21 protein-coding genes are annotated in these 18841 nt (G+C 35.5%); 20 read left to right on the forward strand and 1 reads right to left on the reverse strand.

The features are described from left to right. Positions 1–47: 47 nt before the first annotated feature. Complete coding sequence (locus C9J35_RS03745) at positions 48–1721, reverse strand: AAA family ATPase (protein WP_107923474.1); 1674 nt, start codon at positions 1719–1721, stop codon at positions 48–50. A 271-nt stretch (positions 1722–1992) separates the two neighbouring features. Between C9J35_RS03745 and C9J35_RS03750 the strand changes: the two genes are divergently transcribed. The 20 genes from C9J35_RS03750 (at position 1993) to C9J35_RS03845 (ending at position 18841) form a co-directional block, all read left to right on the forward strand. After that, the gene (locus C9J35_RS03750) at positions 1993–2412 is read left to right on the forward strand and encodes a DUF722 domain-containing protein (RefSeq protein WP_107923475.1); all 420 of its coding nucleotides are present in this window, start codon (positions 1993–1995) and stop codon (positions 2410–2412) included. A 600-nt stretch (positions 2413–3012) separates the two neighbouring features. Next, positions 3013–3408 carry a hypothetical protein gene (locus tag C9J35_RS03760; RefSeq protein ID WP_107923476.1) on the forward strand — a complete coding sequence of 132 codons (396 nt, stop codon included), beginning with the start codon at positions 3013–3015 and terminating at the stop codon, positions 3406–3408. A gap of 111 nt (positions 3409–3519) precedes the next feature. Beyond that, complete coding sequence (locus tag C9J35_RS03765) at positions 3520–4128, forward strand: protein kinase family protein (protein ID WP_107923477.1); 609 nt, start codon at positions 3520–3522, stop codon at positions 4126–4128. A 124-nt stretch (positions 4129–4252) separates the two neighbouring features. Further along, positions 4253–4474: a hypothetical protein gene (locus C9J35_RS03770; protein WP_054767315.1), complete on the forward strand. Its 222-nt coding sequence runs from the start codon at positions 4253–4255 to the stop codon at positions 4472–4474. Between the two features lie 71 nt (positions 4475–4545). Then, entirely contained in the window at positions 4546–4710 is a 165-nt protein-coding gene (locus tag C9J35_RS23465) for a hypothetical protein (protein WP_167395914.1), read from the forward strand. A 5-nt stretch (positions 4711–4715) separates the two neighbouring features. After that, on the forward strand, positions 4716–5015 hold the full coding sequence (locus tag C9J35_RS03775) for an HNH endonuclease (protein ID WP_107923478.1): 300 nt from the start codon (positions 4716–4718) through the stop codon (positions 5013–5015). Positions 5016–5144: 129 nt separating this feature from the next. Continuing rightward, entirely contained in the window at positions 5145–5468 is a 324-nt protein-coding gene (locus tag C9J35_RS03780) for a P27 family phage terminase small subunit (RefSeq protein ID WP_167395915.1), read from the forward strand. Continuing rightward, entirely contained in the window at positions 5465–7177 is a 1713-nt protein-coding gene (locus tag C9J35_RS03785; protein WP_107923480.1) for a terminase TerL endonuclease subunit, read from the forward strand. Before C9J35_RS03780 ends, C9J35_RS03785 begins: the two co-directional genes overlap by 4 nt. A 76-nt stretch (positions 7178–7253) precedes the next feature. Beyond that, complete coding sequence (locus C9J35_RS03790; RefSeq protein WP_107923481.1) at positions 7254–8351, forward strand: phage portal protein; 1098 nt, start codon at positions 7254–7256, stop codon at positions 8349–8351. Further along, positions 8348–9055 carry a head maturation protease, ClpP-related gene (locus C9J35_RS03795; RefSeq protein WP_107923482.1) on the forward strand — a complete coding sequence of 236 codons (708 nt, stop codon included), beginning with the start codon at positions 8348–8350 and terminating at the stop codon, positions 9053–9055. The genes C9J35_RS03790 and C9J35_RS03795 overlap by 4 nt, the downstream gene beginning before the upstream one ends. Positions 9056–9081: 26 nt before the next feature. Then, positions 9082–10248 (forward strand): phage major capsid protein, encoded by a 1167-nt coding sequence (locus C9J35_RS03800; RefSeq protein WP_107923483.1) that lies wholly within the window; start codon positions 9082–9084, stop codon positions 10246–10248. Positions 10249–10292: 44 nt separating this feature from the next. Then, positions 10293–10487: a hypothetical protein gene (locus C9J35_RS03805; protein ID WP_054767318.1), complete on the forward strand. Its 195-nt coding sequence runs from the start codon at positions 10293–10295 to the stop codon at positions 10485–10487. Next, positions 10468–10755 carry a hypothetical protein gene (locus tag C9J35_RS03810; RefSeq protein WP_107923484.1) on the forward strand — a complete coding sequence of 96 codons (288 nt, stop codon included), beginning with the start codon at positions 10468–10470 and terminating at the stop codon, positions 10753–10755. Before C9J35_RS03805 ends, C9J35_RS03810 begins: the two co-directional genes overlap by 20 nt. After that, positions 10752–11111, forward strand: a complete 360-nt coding sequence (locus C9J35_RS03815; RefSeq protein WP_054767319.1) for a phage head closure protein — start codon at positions 10752–10754, stop codon at positions 11109–11111. Before C9J35_RS03810 ends, C9J35_RS03815 begins: the two co-directional genes overlap by 4 nt. Positions 11112–11121: 10 nt before the next feature. Further along, complete coding sequence (locus C9J35_RS03820; RefSeq protein WP_107923485.1) at positions 11122–11502, forward strand: HK97-gp10 family putative phage morphogenesis protein; 381 nt, start codon at positions 11122–11124, stop codon at positions 11500–11502. After that, positions 11499–11822: a hypothetical protein gene (locus tag C9J35_RS03825; protein WP_054767321.1), complete on the forward strand. Its 324-nt coding sequence runs from the start codon at positions 11499–11501 to the stop codon at positions 11820–11822. Before C9J35_RS03820 ends, C9J35_RS03825 begins: the two co-directional genes overlap by 4 nt. Positions 11823–11837: 15 nt before the next feature. Then, complete coding sequence (locus C9J35_RS03830; protein WP_054767322.1) at positions 11838–12443, forward strand: major tail protein; 606 nt, start codon at positions 11838–11840, stop codon at positions 12441–12443. Between the two features lie 79 nt (positions 12444–12522). Next, positions 12523–12852 carry a hypothetical protein gene (locus C9J35_RS03835; protein ID WP_054767323.1) on the forward strand — a complete coding sequence of 110 codons (330 nt, stop codon included), beginning with the start codon at positions 12523–12525 and terminating at the stop codon, positions 12850–12852. A gap of 221 nt (positions 12853–13073) precedes the next feature. After that, on the forward strand, positions 13074–17942 hold the full coding sequence (locus tag C9J35_RS03840) for a phage tail tape measure protein (protein WP_107923486.1): 4869 nt from the start codon (positions 13074–13076) through the stop codon (positions 17940–17942). An 11-nt stretch (positions 17943–17953) separates the two neighbouring features. Then, positions 17954–18841 (forward strand): phage tail family protein, encoded by an 888-nt coding sequence (locus C9J35_RS03845; RefSeq protein WP_054767331.1) that lies wholly within the window; start codon positions 17954–17956, stop codon positions 18839–18841.

The following is an 18841-nucleotide window of genomic DNA, read 5'->3' on the forward strand; positions in this document are numbered from 1 at the left end:
AATTATTATTATTATTACGATTCAAAAAAAGAGAAATAGAAGGATAGTTACATTCCTCTTCTTTCGGAATTATCAAACCAATCTTTTATTTGTTTTATAAAAAGCCAAACATCATCATCTTTTGGTTTTATATAGTTCTCGTGATCGGGATTATCACCCATTAATTCGAATTTGTTTGTGATCCAAGTGTTGCCATGTCCTTCTAGAGGAATTTCAGATAACCATGCTTCAAGTTCACCAATCGGAACAGGAAATAAGCCGTAAGTGTTCAAAGTGCTTAAAAAGCTTTCAAGTAATGGTTTGTCATCTTTAGAAAGATATTTAATTCCATGTGTTTTTAGTGGCGAATTTTTTTGAGTTATATTTGGAAATAAGTTTTTAATTGATTCCTTGTTTGTGCATATACCAGGATGTTGACTTACAGGTATATTAACTGATTTTAAATAGTCGGTAAATACGCCACCACCATCCTTAATTAAATCTAAATCAATAATTGAAACAGTAGGAATACCGATTTTTCGTAATTCTTTTGTAATCCAGCCTACAGTTTGTTTATTCTGAGCGTTTAAAAATAGACATTCGTCGATATGCCATTCGGGTTTGAAATCTTTTAATCGTTGATTAATTTCTTGATAGAAAACTCTGTCTGAATCACTTTCAGTAACAATTACATTTTTAAAAAAGATTCCATCTAGAACATTAGTTGATCGCAGAAGAGGGTTTTTCATCATGTTGGAAAGAGATTCGTTATCTAGTAATTTAGCAGTTGCTTTTTCACCTTCATAGGTTAATCGTATGATATTAATAGGTACACGCGCTTCGATACAGCCCATTATAAAATTGGAACTATGAGAACTAATAAATATCTTTTTATTCTCTGCATTTCCAAGCTTACTAATGACATTTCCAAGCTTACGAGCTAATGGGGGATGAAGGAAAGCCTCGGGTTCATCTAATAATATTGTATTAGGTTTCCCCGAAATTATTTCAGAAATAATACCAATATAAGCTTTTCTACCATCACTAGTGTTTTCATTATTTTGAGCATTTTTAAGGAATTCATTTGCTTCAGGTTTTATCGATAGTCTGAAATCCTCAGGGATTTTTGAATTTGAAAGAACAATTTGAGCCATGGATCCATTGATTTTAATTTCAGGATATAACTTGAATGCATCATAGACATATTCCTGAAGCTTATTATAAATACTATCATCATTAATTATTTTATTTACAACATTATTGTAGTTAAAATTAGTTTCACCTATTGTTGTAAAATCCTTCCATTTCAATGAATCTAGCCTAGTTTGACCATTTAATAATAAGGTTGACTGTCCAACTAAAAATCTAATTAAAAATCCCTCTATATATGGATCTATTAGTTCGGATTGGAAATAACTTTGTTTGAAAATATTTTCATCTATTGTTTCAGTAATGTGACCATTTGAATCAATGATATTAACGTGTTCGGTATGATTTTTATTTCGTATTCTCTTATCCAAAATTTCTTCAATTTCTATTGTTGATTTATGTATTAACTTAATTTTATCTATCAGATGATATTCGTTTTGAGGTTGCTGAGTACTAACATATTGTAAAATTTCTCTAAGAAGAAGAGATTTCCCTGAATTGTTCGGACCAACTATTACATTTATTTCCTGTGGTCGAAAAGACAATTTTGAATCAGTAGATTCACCAAATTTTAATATAATTTCATCTAACATTTTTATTCCTCCTTTAACTAGTATCATAAACCATAAATTAAAAATTTTGTTATATAATTCCGAGAAAATATAATACAAATCGTTAAAGGAGTATTTGTTAAGTCTAGTGATTTGTAAATGACAATTAGTTAATAAAATCTATTTTTGAGTGCCTAGCGTTCGATTCTAGGGGTTTTAATCGCAAAAATGATAAATTGTTCATCTGTAAGTTAGAACCTCTTAAATCGAACGATAGAACATCAAATTCATATCATCATATGTGGAGGGCAAAATGAGCAAACTAACACCGAATCAAAATAAAACCATTGAAGAATATTGGTCAGATTTAGATGGTTTAAAAAAACAATTGCGCTATCGTGAATGGGAATTGCTAAATGCGTATCAAGAAACTGATACAAATATCGGTGGCGGTAAAGCAAATCGAATATCCGACACGACAGGTAATAAAGCTATTATTCTAGCAGAAGATAAAAACTATCAGTATTTAAAAAATATCATCACAACACTTGAACAATATTACAAAGAGTTAGACCATGACCAAAAAACAATTGTGGACATGCGATATTTTGATAAAACGGAATGTTACGAATGGCAAAATATAGCGGATAAATTATACATGTCTACTTATCGAGTGTTGCGTAAACGGAACGCATTGATTGATGAAACGGCTAGAAGATTGGGGTGGGTGTAATGTTTATTCTATTAACCTTATACTTATTTCAGCTAATATTTAATTATTTTGTATTACGAGCTGTGTATATTAAAAATCCGCATTTGATTGACGGTTTACCTATTGTATTCGGATTGATTCCGTTCATAGGGTATTTAGTAGGGATATTATATTTCCCTCATTGTTTCAATGATTATTCCAAAAAGAAAATATTAGATTTTATTTTCATGGTCCAAAAAGCGCAATAGTGCCTACTAGCGAATTGCGCATAAATCTGTAGTAGATTGATATTATCAAGTTTTATCAAAAGCGTACGGAAATACGCAAAATATATTTTACAATAATAAGCACGTTCGCTTGTACGTGTGTTTCGCAAACAAGCATGAGAGGCTACTAAATTGGTAGTCTCTTTTTATGAGAACAATGTATCTCCAATATAGGCAGCAACATATAAAAAAGCGATTCCTATAATGAGTGCAATAATCGATGCTACGAATTTGTTACGAATAAATTTCATGATTTCACTCCTATTACTTATGATTTTTAAGTATGCATCATATTTCTTGTAATGACAATCTATTACATTTATCCTATGATATAGGTAGATGGGAGGTGTTAGCAATGAATGAATTACAAATGGCAGTATTAAAACGTGCAAACGATTATAATTTTCAACTTCTAACGAGTAACCCAAATAAACTACAAGATTATGTGTTTAATAAGATTATTAATCCTATGGTTGATGATGTCATAAAAGTTAGAGATGATTTTTATAATGTTAACTTTTTGTTAGATGGAATAGAAATTATGCTTGTAGATAAAAAAATAAAACTGCAAGCGGAACAAGGCAAGTTTAGTATTTTAGAAGATAAAGGCGATGGCCTTTGGATTTTATTGTCCGTCGTTTTTAAAAATGAAATCGGTTATGTTAATTTAGGTAAAGATCGATTTGACGAAGATGTGATTGAACAACTAACTAATTCACATTTAACAAATGCCATCAAACGTATATTCTAATGAATATCACATAAAAGTCACATCTAACAAGGTGTGGCTTTTTATTAGAATCAGTACTCAATTGATTATCTCCATGTTAATTAAATTTAAGAAAGCTTTGGAGGAATAATTATGACAAGAAGAGATTTAATTTTCGAACGATCAAATCTAGGTATATTAAAAAAATACAATGAAGCAATGAAAATTTTAGAATACAGTGTAATGTTAGTAAATTTGTTTGAAATAAAAGAATTCAACAATGTAATAGCAGGACAATTAAGATTAATTCTTTGTGACACCACTAAAAAAGATAATAAAGTAATTGATAATTCACTTATAAGAAAAATCCAGCCTAACCCAAAACTATTCCAAGTTAATGAGCTAACCAATTTTTCTGATGGAATAGGTGGTTTTATAGCAGGAGAAATGTTTAACTATGATAAACCAACGATACCTTTAAAAACTTGGCTAAATCAAGTTATTCTGTCAATAAATCTCCAAGGAAAAAAACAGGATATTTCTATTAAAGATTTTATTAAGTTTTCAGCAAATAAAAGTGGTGGAGCACATGTTGACCCAATACTAAAGGAAAAAGCTTTTATTGTTGATAATCATTCTGATAGAGTCTTAAGCAACATAACAATAGGATTGTTTAGATCTGTAGGTAAAGATTTAAAAAAGGATAGTGGAGCAAATTTAGCTTACTTAATTGATAAGTATAAAGAGAAGGCATTCGAATAACGGGTGTCTTTTTATTATGCCTTGAAGCCTGTATATCCTATCGACCATCAAATAATCGTAGACGTTAATCGTGGGGTTATGAATAGGGTGTGCAGTCTTGAAGATGTAAGAAGGAGTTGATTGTATGAGTAGATTTTTAACCAGTCGAAGTTACAAACAATTAATCGCTGAACGTAAAGCAATGGAACATTTTATGCAATACAAACGCGATACATTTGGTGAAGATATCACTGTCAAACAACGTGCAGAATTACAATCTGATGAAGCTTTGTTGAAGGAAATTGTTAGTGATATTGAAACAGCGCGTGACCGTATTGGAAGGACTATAAAAGAAGAGTGCGTTTAACCATCAAGTCGAAAGCTAAACAGACTATAAAAGCTAATGAGCAATCACTATGAATTGTGGAGGGCTGAACAATGGGAAACGTTAGAGGTATAACAATCGGATTAGAGATTGATGACAAATCTAAATTAAAGTTACGTGCTATTGCAAAGCATGCTGAAGCATTGGCTGATGAGTTAGATGCGATTGATTCAATGAATGATGAAGAAGTACCAACACATTTAGAAGGCAGCGACTGACAACCATGCAGCAATATAAAACAAAGCAAGAAAAAAGTGCATTTTACAAATCATACAAATGGCAGAAGCTACGACTTAAAGCACTTGAACGCGATAATCACGAATGCATTTGGTGCGCTGAAGAAGGCAGAGTTACAACGAAACACGACGCTATTCTTGAAGTCGATCATATAAACGAAATCGAATACCATCCAGAACTAGCACTCGACTTAGATAACCTACGCACACTATGTAAAGCTTGCCATAACAAACGTCACAATCGTTTCGATGGTAAAGAAAAGAAATGGGATGACGAAATGTGGTGAAGAAATGTTAAAACCACATACCCCCGGTCAAAAAGGTTTTTCAATATATAAAAGTCCCCAGACCGACGGGTCCCCCAACTGTCTAAAAATTAATGTTAAAAACACTCATAGGAGGGAGGAGGGGTAATTTTGGAAAAGGGAATTAAAAAAATCGAAAAAGATTTATTATTACGTCACGCCGACGATCCAATCAAACTTTCGAAAGTACATCGCTACATACAATTTTTAAAGATTGATTTAAGTTGCGATAGCGATATTGGTAAAGATGGAACGACGATAAAAGTTGAAAATGGTACACAAAATTTTTTAAAGCAACACCCAGCGATTGCGACCAAGTTATCGATTTCAAAAGAAATAGAGAAATTAGAAGATGCACTCGGAATAAAAAATGATAGTAACCCTACTCCCTCTCCCCCAACTGTGGATGACAAAGGCAGGAAGAGCTTAATTTGATTAGCTATAAGTATATTGATGAATATATAAAGCTGTGGCGTGACAGCAAAATTATTTTAAATAAAAGGCGTAGTAAATTAATTGAATTAATCGAGCGTGACATTCTTACTGCTGATGATATGTATTTTGATGTGGAGCAAATCGAAAATTATATTACTTTTACAGAGAAGTATTATTTTCCTCTCACATTGACGCAAAAATTTAAAACATGCTTTATTTTCTTGTATTACAATGACGGTTCTTTGGTCTTTGATGAACATTTGGACTATGAAGGTCGTGGCGGTGGTAAAACAGGACGTATATCGACTCTAGCAAATTATTTTATTAGCGATTTGCACGGCATCGATAATTACAACGTGTCTGTAGTAGCAAATAGTGAAAAGCAAGCGAAAATGTCATTCACAGAAGTGTATAACACCATCGATAAAGACGATACGTTAAAAGAACATTTTGACCATAAGAAAGCTTTGATTGAGTCCCGTAGTACAAAGTCATTATTTCAATACCATACATCTAATGCAGGTACAAAAGACGGTTTACGAGATGGATGTGTAATTTTTGAAGAGGTACACAGATATGAGGATTCTGGAGTTGTAAATGTATTTACTTCAGGTCTTGGTAAAGTTTCTAATCCGCGAGTATTCTATGTCGGTTCTGACGGATTCGTGCGTGAGGGCTTCTTAGATAAGTTATTAGAACGTGCTGACAATATTTTAGATGGCCATGTAAGCATTCGCGACGATGGTCTTTTTGCATTTATGTGTAATTTGGATGATGAAGCAGAAATGCATAATCCTGAAATGTGGCAAAAGGCAAATTCTCAGTTCCATCCACCGTTAACTAATTACGCGAAAACCCTTTTTAAAACGGTGATGAAGCAATATAACAAGTTAGAACATGATCCAGATGGATATGAAGAGTTCATTACAAAACGTATGAATCTCCCAAAAGTAGACCTAGAAAAAAGTGTAACGTCATGGGAGAAAATTAAGGCAACTGATCAATCATACAATTTGGATGAATTAAAAAAGCGTGAATGTATCGGTTGCTTGGATTATGCTGCTGTTCGTGATTTTGTAGCAATGGGCTTATTGTTTTTGAAAGATGATAATTTTATTGTTCCCAAAGAACTGACGCACTCATATGTATGTAAGCCATTCGCTGATAAGCATTATGCATACAGCAAAGAAAAAGCAGAAAACAACAATAAGAAAGACCATCGAAAATTTGCTCCAATTAAGGAGTGGGAAAACGATGGTCTTTTGAGTGTCCTGGACATCGAAACAATGGATCCGCACCTTGTAGTTAAATGGTTCGTTGATAAGTGCGATGAAGGATGGAACATTAAAAAGATTGTTGGAGACAACTTTAAAATGGATATATTGAAGCCGTTATTTGAAGCAGCAGACTTTGAGGTTGAAGTTATACGTAATCCAGATGCTGCTAGTGGATTATTAGCACCACGAATAGAGATTGCTTTTGAAAATGAGCAAGTCATATTTGGTGACAATCCATTAATGCGTTGGTACACGAACAATGTGCTTGTTAAGCGACTACCTAACGGAAATAAAGTTTATCGAAAGAAAGAGGAAGTAAAACGAAAGACAGATGGTTTCATGATGTTCTTATATGGCGTATGGGGCTCACGCGATTTAGATGATACCGATATTGATGGAGTACTTGATTTCTTAGACAGCATCGCATTTTGATGGAAGGGGGTGAGGTATTGGGGTAATTTTAGATGCATTTAAGCGTAATAAGCAAATCGGTAAAGAAGCTGCTGACATGTGGGATTTTGATATTTTCGGAATCGACATTGAACAGCGGGCGTACTTAAAAAAGACGGCTATTGAAACGTGTATAAACTTAATTGGTCGAACCATTTCTTTGGCTGAATTTAGATTTACTAAAGACGGTAAGAAGGCTAAAAGCGATTGGGATTATTTACTCAATGTAAGACCAAATACGGACCAATCAGCAGCTGACTTTTGGCAAGATTTTGTGTACAAGCTTCTTCATGAAAATGAGGTACTTGTAATTTTAAGTGACAATAATGATTTGTTAATAGCTGATAGTTTTGATCGTATAGAATATGCTGTCTATCCAGATATTTTTAAAAATGTTGTTGTGAAAGGTTATGAATTTAAAAGGTCATTCGAAATGGGAGAAGTCATCCACATTTCTTATAACAACGAAAAATTTACAAGGTTTCTCGATGGCATGTTCAAAGATTATACAGAGTTGTTCAGCCGCATGATTGAAACGAATATGTATGCAAATCAGATACGTGCACTTGCTGGCGTTGATGGAAATACACCATTGGATGATAAAAAGCGAGATCAATTACAAGGTTTTATCGATAAAATGTTTAATGCATTCCGTAAGAAAGCTTTTGCTATTGTTCCGCAAATTAAAGGTTTCAACTACAGCGAACTTGTATCAGGCGATAAAAATAACGGTCGCTCAGTTGAGGAATTAGCAAAGCTCAAAAAAGATTTAACAAGCCATGTGGCGATTCTCTTAGGTATTCCTACCACATTGGTACATGGCGATATGGCGGAGTATGAAACAGCTTGGAAAGCATATATAAAGTTTTGTATTAAACCACTTATCAAGAAAATTCAAGATGAGCTTAATGCAAAGTTAATTGATAAAGATGATTACATGAATGGTGAACGAATTAAAATTTTCGGTGTGGCTGAAATGGATCCGTTAGAATTAGCAACTGCAATTGATAAACTTGTGGCAAGTATGGTTTATACACCGAACGAGGTACGTGTAATGCTTGGCGATGAGCCTTCCACAGATGAACGATTGAATAAGCATTATTTCACAAAGAACTATCAAGAATTAGATTCCGTTGAAGGAGGTGAGAATGGATGAAACATAGAATTAAGGGTGACATCATTTCTTGGAATTCAAGCATTTGGGATTTTAACTATAAAATGAAGTCAATTAAAGAAGATGAAGACATTGAACTCGAAATTAATTCGTATGGTGGAGATGTATTTTTAGGTATTGATCTTATGAATACATTGCGAGGTCATGCGGGTAATGTAACGATTATCATTACCGGAATAGCAGCAAGTGCAGCGTCAATTATTGCTATGGGTGCAAATACAATTAAAATGTACTCAAATACTCAATTGATGGTTCATAACGCTTGGACTTATGCAGCTGGAAACGCTAAAGAATTGCGCAAGGTTGCTGATGACTTAGAAAGTATTGGAGAATCAGTTCTAGCATCTTATACGCATCGTGTTGATGAGGCAATCGTGAAAAAATTGCTTGATGAAGAAACGTATTTATCAGCAAGTAAAGCGAAGGAATTAGGCTTTATTGATGAAATTATTGATGAAAAAGCTGAAGAGGTCGAGTCGGAAATCTTCTTGAATAAAGCTGAACAATTTAACAATTCAATCACTACTTCCTCCTCTACTGTGGAAGGCAACGAAGGATTATTAAAGGAAATCAATAGCTTGAAAACTCAGATGACTGATTTACAAACAAAATTAAAACAATCAAAAGAGGAACCTATAGAGCCAACACAAAAAGTTGCAGCTCGTCATAAAGGGTTCTTTTTTTAATACTTAAAAAACGGAGGTAATCATTAATGGTTATGAAATTAAAAGGACAAATGGGTAATTTTAAAGCAAAAAAGAAAGCTTATACAGATTTATTAAACAATGAAAATGCAACACCTGAGCAACTACAAAATGCAGTAGATGAAATGTTTACAGCATTACAAGATGATTTATCAGAAAAAATTACAGCTGAGGCACGTAATGAAGCAAACGACACTCAAATTTTAGTAGCACGTGGCCAGCATATTTTAACGTCAGAAGAAACGGCGTTTTATAACAAAGTTGTATCGGATGGCGGCTTCAATGATGAATCGGTTTTCCCTGAATCTGTACAGGAGCGAGTATTTGAGGGCCTAACGAAAGAGCGTCCATTATTAGCTGCTATTGGATTACAAGACTTAGGAGCAGCAACTAAATTTATTTATTCTGATCCAACACTTGCATTTGCATGGAAAGAAATTTTCGGAGAAATCAGTGGACAAGTAAATGCTGCATTCCGTGATGAAAAAATCACTCAACTTAAATTAACAGCCTTTGGTGCTATTCCAAACGATATGTTAGAACTTGGTCCAGTGTGGGTTGATCGCTACATGGTGACATTACTAATCGAAGCCTTAGCAGCTGGTTTAGAATACGGCTTAGTAAATGGTCGTGGTCCAGTACAAAATGAGCCTGTTGGTTTAATGAAAGATGTAGATTCAGCAACTGGCGCTGTAACTGATAAAACATCAAGTGGTACATTAACATTTGCTCCGTCAGAACGTGGCGAGGTTGTTGTAGGCGAGTTATATGGTGTACTTAAAAACTTATCAACTGATGCAAAAGGTAAATATCGAAAAGTATTAAATAAAGTCGTTATGGTGCTGAATCCAATCGATTCACTAGCTGTACAAGCTCGTCATACGATTCAAAACACTGCTGGTCAGTTTGTAACGAATTTACCATACAACTTAACAGTTGTAGATTCAGAAGAGATCCCTGTTGGCAAAGTTTTATTCCTTGTACAAGGTGAATACATTGCGGCTATTGCAGGTGCTTATAAACTTAAAAAGTTTGATCAAACACTAGCCATGGAAGATGCGACACTATACACAATTAAACGCTTTGCAAACGGTCGTCCAAAGGACAACAAAGCTGCATTAGTTTATGACCTAGATGTACAATTCCCTGTTCCAGGAGAAACGCCTGAGCCTTAATTTAGGGCTTTAGGCGTTTTTAAATTGAAAGGAGGTAGTAGAGAGTGACAAAGAAATATAAGGTCGTACAGCGCTTTAAAGAGGTGAAACACGACGGACATATTTATAAAGTTAATGACTACTATCCTGTGAAAGGCAAACGCGCGACAAAGGCACGAATTGCACAGCTACTCACAACGAACAATAAAGAAAAGCAAGTTTTCATTGTTGAAGTAGGTGATGAAGTTGACGACGATTGATACTGAAGTTTTAGTTGAATTTAAAAGACGTATGAAACTTGGTGATGATGAGGACGATAATTTACTTCGCATTCTAAAAGCCTCTACAGAGGACTTACAAGCCATTTGTGGTGATTATAATATAAACACTAGCGAACGTTTCAAAGAGCTTGTCTTCGAGCGCTCACGCTATGCTTATAACGATGTATTAGAGTATTTCTCCGATAATTTTTTAACGCAGATTGTAAATTTATCTGTAGCTAAAGCAATGGAGGAAGAGAGCGAATGAAGCGTATTCCAAGACCGATTGTTGAGCAGAAGAAATTAAACACTGGGGAAATGCGAAATAGAATCGAAGTACAAGAGTTTGTCGAAACGGTCAATGAAAATGGCTATCCTGTAGAGGACTGGCAAACGAAGCACCATCTATGGGCAAAAATTAAAACAGTAAAAGGCTCAGAAGTTATCAAAGCAGCAGCAGAAGTAAATACCGAAACATATCGCTTTATTGTGCGATATACAGAAGGGTTAAATGCCAAACAGCGTATTGTGTTTAAAAATCGTATTTATGATATACAAGCTGTTTTAAATGATGATGAATTGCAAAACACACAAACAATCATTGCAGTTGTAGGCAAGCCTTAGAGGTGATGTTATGAGGATTGATTTTACAGGCTTAGAGGAACTACAAAGAGAATTACAACAGAGATTAGATTCTGATAGTATACTAGAGCCCACTTTGAAAAAAGGTGCTGAATATCTAAAAGATAAGTTAGAAGAAAATGTGTATAATTTCGGATTTAAAAAGCGTTCAGGGAGATCAGAAGAATCAATGGTTATTGACAGTAAAATTTTAGATAACTCCCTTGCTGTTGGTTTAAGTAATCAAAACAATGATGCTTTCTACCTCTACTTCCATGAAATAGGCACATCAAAAATGCCAGCACGTCCATGGTTCCGTCCAACCTTTGAACGCGAAATGAATCGAATCATAGAAATTATGAAAAATGAATTAAGTACGAGGATGAGGCTATGAGTATTAATAAAATCATACGTGATGCCTTGTTACCTTTGGGGGTGCCAGTCATGTACATGACATATACAGGCACCGAAACAACTTATATTACCTTCTTTCGATATAACGAACGTGGAGCGTTACAGGCTGATGATACAGAGCAAATGACACGTTATTCCGTTCAAGTTGATATTTGGGGAAAGGGAGATATAGAATCGCTCACAGAGAGCGTAAAAGACCAATTACAAGCGATAGGATTTGTGAGGAATTCCTTTTTCGAAGATTACGAGAAGGATACCAAAATATATCACAAAGCCTATCGTTTTTATTATGACAACTAAGGAGGCTATTTAATTATGGCAGGAGTATTAATCGGTTTATCAGATATTCGTTACACAAAGATTGTCCCTGGTGCTACAGATGTTACAACAGCATTTGCTAACCCAATCGAAAAATTAGCTAAAGCCATTGAGGCCAAAGTTACACCAAAAACAAGTAATGCAGTGTTATACGCAGACGATGGTGCAGCTGAATCTACATCAGCAGAAGGTGAAACAGAAATCGAATTAAAAATCGATGCGTTGGCCAATACGGTTTACGCAGACATTTTAGGCAAAGAAATAAACGAAGATGGCGTTGTAGCAGATGCATCTGGTGATGTAGCACCTAACATTGCGTTAGCATTCCGAAGCCTAAAATCAAACGGTAAGTACCGTTATTTCTGGTATTACAAAGGTAACTTCCAACTGCCAGAAGAAAACTATAAAACTAAAGGTGAAAGTGTTGAGTATAATACACCATCAGTAAAAGGAGTATTTGTAAACTCTGATATTGTTAAAAATGCCAAAGGTGAAGGCATTAAACGTTATTTTGTGGACGAAGACGACGATGGTGTTGCACCAGAGGTTATTGCAAATTGGTTTAAAAAGGTTTATACAGGCTCAACAACACCTACACCTTAATGAAATAAAAAGTTATAAGAGGGCGATTAATCTCGCTCTCTTTTTATTATGCAAAATAACAATAAGGGAGCGATTTAAGATGGCTAATAAAGCAGAGGTAATGAAAGATAAAGGCGTAAAAATTGAATTGAGTGGTAAGGAGTTTGAAGTTAAATTTGACCTGAATGCCTTGTGTAATCTACAAGATAAATTCGGCAATATGACAAAAGCTTTCGACGGATTAAATCAGCAAGATTTCAAGAAGATAAGATCATTGCTACATGTCGGTTTGGCAAATGGAGAAAACATCGACATTACAGAAAATGAAGTCGGTGCGTTAATCACAATGAAGAACATTTCTACTGTTACAGATGCACTTACGCAAGCATTCAGTGATGCTATGCCATCCACAGATGAAGAGGGAAAGTAAACGAATCAAGCGGAGAAAAGGAGCTTCCGTTTGATTTTTTTATTTACATTGGAACGGTCCATTTAAACATGAAAGAAAAGAAAGTGTGGAAGACAACACCGCGCAAAATACTCGCTTTATGGGATAGGCATTGCATTTTCAAAGGTTGGAAGAAAGAGGAAGAGCAAGTACCACGTGCTTATGCAGACCAAATCCAGTGGTAGAAAGATGGTGAAATAATAATGACAACAGGTGATGTAGGTAATTTAAGGGTTAAATTGTCGCTAGATAATGCACAGTTTGAGCGTTCAGTCGCAAGTATGAACAGGACACTCCAAGCGATGGGGCAAGAAATACGAGGTTTACAAAATCGAGGGCGCGAATGGGGTTCTAGCATTGACGGATTGCGTCAAAAGCAAGAAGCGTATAGTCGTCTGCTTGAAGGTCAACAAACTAAAGTACGGCGTTTATCTCAAGAATATGAAAAGGCTAAACAACAGTATGGAGAAAATTCAGTGCAAGCTGAACGATTGGCTGTACAGCTTAACAGAGCTTCAGCAGAAATGGACCGTACACAAAGGGAACTAAATGAGACCACTGCTGAATTAGATCGACTAGAACGTGAATTAGCCCAATCACAAACTGCTTGGGGGAAATTTGGAGCTACTGCAACTGCTGCAGGTGAAAATCTAAAAGCAGTTGGCGACAAAATGACTAGCATTGGCAAAGACATGTCTATGAAAATTACAGCACCACTTACTGCTTTAGGGGCAGTCATTGTAAAGGTTGGTATGGATTTCGACAGTCAAATGTCCAAGGTTGCTGCTGTAAGTGGTGCTACAGGTGCTGAATTTGATGCCTTGCGTGCTAAAGCACAGGAGCTTGGAGCATCCACTAAATTTACAGCTACACAAGCAGCTGAGGGATTTGAATATCTAGCATTAGCTGGATATAAAACAGAGCAACAATTAGCTGCTATTGACGGTTTGTTATCATTAGCGGCAGCGGCAAACATGGACTTAGGTCAAGCCGCTGATATTACAACAGACATTATGTCAGCATTTGGACTAGAAGCGTCTAAAGCTGGGCACGCAGCGGACGTATTTGCTTATGCACAGGCGAATGCGAATACCAACGTTGAACAGATTGGTGAAGCAATGAAGTATGCAGCACCAATGGCAAATCAAATGGGGTGGAGTTTAGAAGAAACGACAGCGGCTATGATGAAATTGGCTGACAATGGGCTAAAAGGGTCTATCGCTGGTCAAGCGTTTGCTTCGTCTTTAGGACGGTTGGCTAAACCAACAAAACAAATGCGCAAAACAATGGAAGAGTTAAACATTGAGTTTTTTGATGCAGAAGGCAATATGAAATCATTACCTGATATTGTTGCGCACCTAGAAGATAGATTTGATGGATTGACGATGAAACAAAAATCGGCGGCTATTACCACATTATTTGGTGCAGAAGCATATAAGCATTGGGCAATACTCCTAGAATCAGGGAGCAGTATATTGAATACTCATACAAAAGCGTTAGAAAATGCAGATGGTACTGCTAAAAATATGGCGGATACAATGGTTGATAACTTAGGCGGGTCATTGTTGATGCTAAAATCAGCTGTGGAAGGCTTAATGATTCAATTTAGTGATTTAATCAAAAATGACTTAAAGGCATTTGCGGAATGGTTAACAAAAATTACTGATAAGTTTTCTGAATTAGACGAGGGTACAAAAAAGGTAATTTTGATTGTTGGTGCTTTAACTGCGGCTATTGGTCCATTGCTTGTAATTGGTGGTGTTTTAATTTCTTTAATCGGTTCCATCGTATCTACTTTGGGAGCTGCGTCTACAGCTATTGCAGGAGCCGGAGGGGCATCCGCTGTATTAGGTTCTGCTTTTGCAGCATTGACTGGACCAATTGGATTGACTGTTGCAGCTATAGGCGGTTTAACAATTGGCACTATCGCATTTGCGAAACACATGAGCAATGATGCATTACCAAGTGTTGAGAGGTTCGGAAAAGGTGTTTCGGAATCCACTAAAGAAGCTCTAAATGGATTCTTTGATTTAAGCGAAAGTGCTTCACAATCAGTTACAAACATGTATGTGACTTCCACAAAAGTAACAAGCGAGATGGCCGCCGAACTTACTTCAAAGTTTGACCAAATGAATACTCAAATTGTGGAGGGCATGAAGAAACGTAATACTGAACAATTGTCTGATTTACAAGCGTTTTTTATGAATTCATCAGCTTTATCATCTGAGGAAGAAGAAAAAATAATTGTTAATACTCAAAAACGCCATGAAAGAGAACTACAAGAACAAAACACTATGAATGAACGGGTAAAGGCAATTACTCAAAAGGCTTTAGATGAAAAACGAGAATTGACAGAGCGCGAGCAAGAAGTCATCAATAATTATAATGAAGGAATGAAAGAGAATGCGATTAGAGTGTTTAGCGAAAGCGAACTAAAGCAAAAAGTAATACTCGAACGCATGAAAGAGAATGCATCCATTATATCTGCTGAGCAAGCCGCTGAAGTGATAAAGAATGCTGTTAAGCAGAAAGATGAAGTTATCAAAGAAGCAAATGAAACCTACGAAAAGCGTAAAGCTCAAATTACCCAGATGCGTGATGAAACAGGAGTTATTTCAACTGAACAAGCTGATAAGATGATTGCTGAAGCTACAAAGGCAAAAGACCAAACTATTTTCTTAGCTGAAGAACAACATCAGAAGATTGTAGAAACGGCCCAAAAACAAGCTGATGAACACGTAGAAAAAGTGAATTGGGAAACTGGTGAAATTTTATCTAAGTGGGAAGTATTCAAAAATAAACACTCTGAAATATTCGATAAAATCGAAGAATATTACACAAAAGTAACAGATTCTTTAAAAGAAATAACATCCACTGCCTATGATTTCATAAAAACAACAGTAGATGAAAAGTTAAGTGGTGTTGTGGACTTTGTAAAAGAACAACTTGATAAACTAAAAGAATTTTGGGACGAAAACGGAGAAGCAATATTTACTTTAGTCAAAGGCCATTTTGATAATATTAAAGGTAATATAGAATTGGTCATGGGCATTATCAAAGGATATTTTGAGATTGTTTGGCCAATCATTTCAGGTATTGTAAAAATTGCTTGGAACGCTATAAAATTTACAATAGGTACTACACTAGATATAATTTTAGGCGTTATCCAAACTATCATGAAATTAATCCAAGGCGACTGGGAAGGTGCTTGGGAAACGATTAAGGGAATTGCTGAAAAAATATGGGGTAATATCGTATCTTTCTTTGAAGGTGTAAATTTAGTTGATATTGGTAGGGATATCGTCCAAGGCTTAATAAATGGTATGGGTGAAATGGTTAAGGCTGTAGGTGACAAAGCCGAAGAACTAGGTAACAAAGTAATTACTTCTGTTTCAAATGTCTTACAGCGTAAATCACCATCCCGTGTAATGATTGCGATTGGTAAAGATGTCGGTGAAGGTCTAGCTATCGGTATTGAGGACAAGAACGACCGAGTATCAGACGTCATGAAGGATTTAGGAAATAATCTAATTGACATTACAGATCACTTTAAATCTGAAGAAAAGAAAATCACTGATAAAGCTAATGCTGAAATTGAAAAGATTGAAAAACGGTCTAAGGAAGATATTGATAAAATCCAACGTACTGCTGCATCTAAAAAGCGTAAAACAACTCAGGATGAAAACGTTAAAATCCAACGAATTCAAGAGGATGCCGCTAAAAAAATAGCTGAGATTGAAAAGAAGGCTACAAAAGAATCAGTAAATTCACTTACTAAAGTTCAACAGGAAAAGCTGAAAGAGATTAAATTGTTTATTGATGATAAAAAATCTTTAGGCGAATTAAGCCTAGAAGAAGAAGCGAAAATTTGGGAGCAATCAATAGATCAATTTGATTTGTATTCAAAAGAACGCGTGACAGCTCAAAAAGCCTATAAAAAAGCTGTGGAAGACCTTAACAAAAAAGATTTAGAGGATATTAAACAATATATAGCTGATAAAAAATCCTCAGAGGAACTGTCACTTGTTGAAGAAGCGAAAATTTGGGAAAGAACGATCGGTCTATTTGAAGAAGGTAGTAAAGAACGTATTGAGGCACAGAAGGCATATCAAAAAGCAGTCGAAGCAGTGAACAAAGAAATCGTATCAATTAATAAAGATTTCCAAGGTCAAATGAAAACAATTTCAGATGATTTAGCAAAACAAGAAGAACAGCTAAATAAAGCTTACGAAGATGCATTTAGTAAGCGTGTATCTAGTTTAATGTCCTTTGCTGGTACATTCGACGCCTTTAAGGTTGAATTAAACCGTACAGGCCTTGAATTAATGGATAATCTGAAATCTCAAGTTGATGGCTTTAAGCAATGGCAAGATGAATTTGCGAAGTTATCAGAACGTAAAATCGATGCTGATTTACTAAATGAATTATCAGGGTTAGGTGTTAAAGCTCTACCAGAGTTGGTTGCACTTAATACCATGACAGATGAACAACTATCTAAGTACAGTGAGCTGTATCGAGAAAAATCACAATTAGCTCGCGAACAAACTGAAAAAGAATTAGTTGGTATGCGTGAAGATGCAGACAATCAAATCCAAAAGTTACGTGAAGCAGCTAATGAAAAGTTGAACCTTATCCAGCAAGAATGGGATAAGGCTATTCGCAATTTAACGCGAACTACAGCTAGTGAACTATCATCCCTACAACAGATAGGTATTGATGCAGGACAAGGTTTGTTAAATGGCTTAGAAAGTATGCACAAACCACTTATTGATAAGGCAACTGAAATAGCTAATAGTATAAGAGACGCAATGCAAGGCGCGCTAGACATTCATTCTCCATCACGTGTAATGCGTGGCTTTGGAGTAAATATCGCTGAGGGATTAATACAAGGAATGAACAGCATGATTGCAGAAGTAGAACAGTCTTCCACAGGGTTAGCTAGTGCAGTTGTGGGTGGACAAACCTCTTACGATTACTCTAAACAATTAAATCAAAAGGTTAACATCTATACACAAGATAGTGGATCACGAGAAATGGAACGAGCATTTAGACGTATGGCATTTGGATTCTAGGAGGTGACGGTTTGAATATAAAAGAATTAAAGATCACTAACAGTCGTGACGATTCGATAACATTCGGTCGTCACTTTTTCTTGATGGAAGACTTTCAGGTTAGTGGTTTAAAAGCAAATGTAAACACCTCTACATTTACAAGTGACGGAGCGCATTATCAATCAACTGTGCTTAATGTTAGAGAATTAGATATTCCTTTCTACATTAAACGCGATGGAAATGAAGCATGGTGGATTGAAGAAAAACGTCACGAGATGTATACGGTATGTAATCCTAAACACAATCCAATAAGGCTAGACTTCACTACGAAAGCTGGACAGGAATTTTATTTGTATGCCAATGCAGAGATGGCGCCCATATATAACACAGGCTTTGAACATGACAATAAAAAGTGGCTAAAGGGGCTACTACAATTTATTGCTACTGATCCATTTATTTATGAGAAAGATGATTACTTTGCTGAAATTGGTCTATGGAATCCAGCATTTGAATTTGTCCTAGAAATACCAGAAGGAGGAATTGAAATGGGATATCGTACGCCTTCCACAATAATTAATGTGGAGAACACTGGGCAAGAAGCTACTGGTATGATTATTAGGTTTAAGGCTACAGCTACGATAAAGAATCCTTCACTAATAAACGTAAACACATATGAGTCGTTGAAACTTAATACAACAATGCTTCCTGGTGATGAAATCTTTATCAACACTAATCGTGGTAAACGATCAATTATATTAAGCAGGAACAACGTTCAAACAAACGTTTTTAACGTCTTGGATTTGTCCTCCACATTCTTGCAGATTGAGGCAGGAGACAATTTATTCAGGTACGAAGCTGAAGAAAACATTGATTTTTTAGAAGTATCGTTTAACTATCGCGCAAGAAGAATAGGGGTGTAG

The organism is Lysinibacillus parviboronicapiens (genome assembly GCF_003049575.1).
Lineage (GTDB): Bacteria > Bacillota > Bacilli > Bacillales_A > Planococcaceae > Lysinibacillus > Lysinibacillus parviboronicapiens.

Excerpts from the sequence above, each read along its gene's own strand:
- C9J35_RS03775 (WP_107923478.1), top strand. The coding sequence starts at position 4,716 with ATGCAGCAATATAAAACAAAGCAAGAAAAAAGTGCATTTTACAAATCA.
- C9J35_RS23465 (WP_167395914.1), top strand. The coding sequence starts at position 4,546 with ATGGGAAACGTTAGAGGTATAACAATCGGATTAGAGATTGATGACAAA.
- C9J35_RS03800 (WP_107923483.1), top strand. The coding sequence starts at position 9,082 with ATGGTTATGAAATTAAAAGGACAAATGGGTAATTTTAAAGCAAAAAAG.
- C9J35_RS03840 (WP_107923486.1), top strand. The coding sequence starts at position 13,074 with ATGACAACAGGTGATGTAGGTAATTTAAGGGTTAAATTGTCGCTAGAT.
- C9J35_RS03830 (WP_054767322.1), top strand. The coding sequence starts at position 11,838 with ATGGCAGGAGTATTAATCGGTTTATCAGATATTCGTTACACAAAGATT.
- C9J35_RS03750 (WP_107923475.1), top strand. The coding sequence starts at position 1,993 with ATGAGCAAACTAACACCGAATCAAAATAAAACCATTGAAGAATATTGG.
- C9J35_RS03765 (WP_107923477.1), top strand. The coding sequence starts at position 3,520 with ATGACAAGAAGAGATTTAATTTTCGAACGATCAAATCTAGGTATATTA.
- C9J35_RS03795 (WP_107923482.1), top strand. The coding sequence starts at position 8,348 with ATGAAACATAGAATTAAGGGTGACATCATTTCTTGGAATTCAAGCATT.
- C9J35_RS03820 (WP_107923485.1), top strand. The coding sequence starts at position 11,122 with ATGAGGATTGATTTTACAGGCTTAGAGGAACTACAAAGAGAATTACAA.
- C9J35_RS03825 (WP_054767321.1), top strand. The coding sequence starts at position 11,499 with ATGAGTATTAATAAAATCATACGTGATGCCTTGTTACCTTTGGGGGTG.
- C9J35_RS03835 (WP_054767323.1), top strand. The coding sequence starts at position 12,523 with ATGGCTAATAAAGCAGAGGTAATGAAAGATAAAGGCGTAAAAATTGAA.
- C9J35_RS03815 (WP_054767319.1), top strand. The coding sequence starts at position 10,752 with ATGAAGCGTATTCCAAGACCGATTGTTGAGCAGAAGAAATTAAACACT.
- C9J35_RS03745 (WP_107923474.1), bottom strand. The coding sequence starts at position 1,721 with ATGTTAGATGAAATTATATTAAAATTTGGTGAATCTACTGATTCAAAA.
- C9J35_RS03790 (WP_107923481.1), top strand. The coding sequence starts at position 7,254 with ATGTGGGATTTTGATATTTTCGGAATCGACATTGAACAGCGGGCGTAC.
- C9J35_RS03760 (WP_107923476.1), top strand. The coding sequence starts at position 3,013 with ATGAATGAATTACAAATGGCAGTATTAAAACGTGCAAACGATTATAAT.
- C9J35_RS03770 (WP_054767315.1), top strand. The coding sequence starts at position 4,253 with ATGAGTAGATTTTTAACCAGTCGAAGTTACAAACAATTAATCGCTGAA.
- C9J35_RS03810 (WP_107923484.1), top strand. The coding sequence starts at position 10,468 with ATGAAGTTGACGACGATTGATACTGAAGTTTTAGTTGAATTTAAAAGA.